General features: G+C 60.6%; 3 protein-coding genes. All 3 read right to left on the reverse strand.

Annotation, left to right across the window (positions count from 1 at the left end; translation table 11 throughout):
* Positions 1-382: 382 nt before the first annotated feature.
* Entirely contained in the window at positions 383-2221 is a 1839-nt protein-coding gene (gene typA / locus JNL55_RS15250; protein ID WP_293855001.1) for a translational GTPase TypA, read from the reverse strand.
* Positions 2222-2394: 173 nt separating this feature from the next.
* Positions 2395-2955, reverse strand: a complete 561-nt coding sequence (locus JNL55_RS15255) for a hypothetical protein (protein ID WP_293855004.1) — start codon at positions 2953-2955, stop codon at positions 2395-2397.
* Between the two features lie 76 nt (positions 2956-3031).
* On the reverse strand, positions 3032-3289 hold a 258-nt coding region (locus tag JNL55_RS15260; protein ID WP_293855007.1), incomplete at its 5' end, for a hypothetical protein.

Genomic DNA, 3289 nt, shown 5'->3' on the forward strand with positions numbered 1-3289 from the left:
ATGGAACGCACGATGCCGCGGCGTTCTTCATCGGTTTTGCTATAGGCACTGCTGACCACAGCAAGCAATTTGCCGAGGTCCAACTCTCCGTCGGAACGCGTCGCCTCCCGAATCTGCTGGTTGAGCAGCCGATGCACCGTCCCGTCCCCGCTTGTTACTGTGAGCAATACCTATGACGCAGGATCGTAAGAGGTTGACGGTCAAGGAGGTGTGAAATGGCTCCCGGTTTTATGTGAAAGGCCAGTGAAGCACTGAGTGGTGCTCAGGGGTTATGTCTGATGATGGAGACAGGGAGGCGCTGTCAGGTGGATTTAGTCTGTGTCAAAACTGAAAGACCCACCGCGAGGGTGGGTCTTCCGGCCGAAACTCAACCAACGAAAAACTATTCGTCCGAGTCTTCCGACGACGACTTGTAACCGGCCCGCTTGCGATCGTTCTCCTTGAGCAAGCGCTTGCGCACCCGAATGTTGTGCGGCGTGACTTCCACCAGCTCATCGTCGGCGATGAATTCCATCGCTTGTTCGAGCGAGTAACGAATCGGCGGCACCAGAATCAGGTTCTCGTCACGACCAGCGGCGCGCATGTTGGTGAGCTTCTTGGCCTTGAGCGGATTCACCACCAGATCGTTGTCGCGGCTATGAATGCCGATGATCTGGCCTTCGTACACTTCATCGCCGTGCGAGGCCATCAGCTTGCCGCGTTCCTGCAAGCTGAACAGCGCATAGGCCAGCGCCTTGCCCTGGCCGTTGGAAATCAGCACGCCGTTCTGGCGCTGCCCCACTTCCTTGTCCAGCACCGCACCGAAGTGATCGAAGATGTGATGCATCAGACCCAAGCCCGACGTCATGGTGCGGAAGTCGGTTTGGAAACCGATCAAACCACGCGACGGAATCTTGTAGTCCAGACGCACGCGGCCCTTGCCGTCCGGGACCATGTTGGTGAGCTGGCCGCCGCGCTCGCCGAGCGCCTGCATGACGTAGCCCTGTGAGCCTTCGTCGATATCGACCGCAAGCGTTTCCCACGGCTCGCACATCACGCCGTCGACTTCTTTCTGCACGACGCGAGGACGCGAAACAGCGAGCTCATAACCTTCGCGACGCATGTTTTCGAGCAACACGCCGAGATGCAATTCGCCGCGACCGTAGACCTGGAATTTATCCGGATCGCCCGTGTCTTCCACGCGCAGCGCCACGTTATGGCGCACTTCACGCTCCAGACGCTCGCGAATCTGACGGCTGGTAACGAACTTACCTTCCTTGCCGCAGAACGGTGAGGTGTTCACCTCGAACGTCATGCTGATGGTCGGTTCGTCGACCACCAGCGCCGGCAAGCCTTCGGGCTTGATCGGATCGCAAACGGTATCGGAAATCTGCGGATGCTCGATGCCGGAGAACGCGACGATGTCGCCTGCGCTCGCCTCTTCCACTTCGACGCGATCCAGGCCGAGGAAGCCCAGCACCTGCATGACGCGCTCGTTACGCACCTTGCCGTCTTTATCGACCACTGCGACGGGGCTGTTCTTACGAATCTTGCCGCGCTTGATACGACCGATGCCGATCGCACCGACGTAGCTCGAGTAATCGAGCTGGCTGACCTGCAACTGCAGCGGACCATCTTCGTTCACGTCCGGCGGCGGACAGTGCTTGATGATGGCTTCATACAACGCGGTCATGTCGGTGCCCATCTGGTCCGGCGCATTGCCGGCAATGCCTCGGAGCGCCGACGCGTACACCACTGGGAAGTCGAGTTGCGACTCGGATGCGCCGAGCTTGTCGAACAGATCGAAGGTCTGATCCAGCACCCAGCTCGGACGAGCCTCGGGCCGGTCGATCTTGTTGATCACCACGATCGGATGCAGGCCGTGCGAGAACGCTTTCTGGGTGACGAAGCGGGTCTGCGGCATCGGGCCGTCGACCGCATCGACCAGCAACAGCACCGAATCGACCATCGACAACACTCGCTCCACTTCGCCGCCGAAGTCAGCGTGGCCCGGGGTATCGACGATGTTGATACGGAAGTCGCGCCAACGAATGGCAGTGTTCTTGGCGAGAATGGTGATGCCACGCTCTTTCTCGAGCGCGTTCGAATCCATGACTCGCTCGGGCACAGCTTTGCGCGCGTCGAGCGTGCCCGACTGCGTCAGAAGTTTATCGACCAGGGTGGTCTTGCCATGATCGACGTGAGCGATGATGGCGATGTTACGGAGCTGGGAGGTGGACACTCGGGGGACCGGTGGGAGGGCAAAAAGGGGCGCATTGTAGAGTCACAACGCCCCAACAGCCACCTTCGCCACACAATATTTATATAAATGCCGCCGCCGGGTCCGCCCAGACGCCGCTATGAGCAGGCCAAGGCCTACGGCCCTGGCGCTTTGCGCCCCGTTTCAGGGCGCGGTCATTTGTTCTTGGGCTGAGTGCTTTCCTCAGCCTTCATGGGCTCGATGGCCTCGCCTTTGGCGTCGGTGGCCGGCGCAGGCTTCTGCTGCACCACCGGCTGGCCGACCACGAACGGAATCGAAAACGTGCGGTTCAGCATCGAGCCGGCGATCTGGGTGTTGACCGAAGCCGTGATGTAGAACACCCCGGTGCGATCCGGCAGCACCGACAGCTTGTGACGATAGGCCTTGCCCGACTCCACCGAGTTGAAGCTGGCCTGTAACGGCCCGGCCAAGGTGATGCCTTCCATGCCGCTCAAGGTCGCTTCCAGCGAGTCGACGCCGGCGCTCGGGATGAACGCCACATCCAGCTCCGTCGGCGTACCGACGCTCGGCTTGGCGCTGAAGTCATAGCGGATGTTCACCGCTGCGCCCGGCTTGCCGTCGCTGACTGCTTTGGCAAACGTTGCCGTTTCGTCGCCGGGTCGTGCGGCCGTGGGCTTGGCCGCAGCCTGTGACGGCGCAGCCGCTTCGGGCCCGGGCTCGGAGCTACAGGCAGCCAGCAGCACCAGAGTGGCCATCGGAACACAAGGCAGCAATCGCCGCGGTAAAAGCTTCATCCTGCTCATGCCTCTATTATGACGCGCTTCTTTTTGCTCAGGTACCGGTGATGCTCACGGTCATGCACCGTGGTTGTCCGGCGCCGACGGTGTCGTAATCGAATACGTCGAGCACATACTTTCCTGCGGGCAACTGGAATTGGCTGCTCTCCTCCAGGAAGTCCACAGTGCTGTTACCGGCCAACACCACTGCCCCCTGACGCAACAGATAAAAATCCGGATCGGTCGCCCGCACTGTACCAACCACCGAGGCCACACCTTCCACGCGGACCGTCACCAAGCGACTCACGGTGGT

Source organism: Steroidobacter sp. (assembly GCF_016790065.1).
Taxonomy (GTDB): domain Bacteria; phylum Pseudomonadota; class Gammaproteobacteria; order Steroidobacterales; family Steroidobacteraceae; genus Steroidobacter.

Coding starts and splice junctions, on each gene's coding strand:
- JNL55_RS15255 (WP_293855004.1), bottom strand. CDS start 2,955: ATGGCCACTCTGGTGCTGCTGGCTGCCTGTAGCTCCGAGCCCGGGCCC.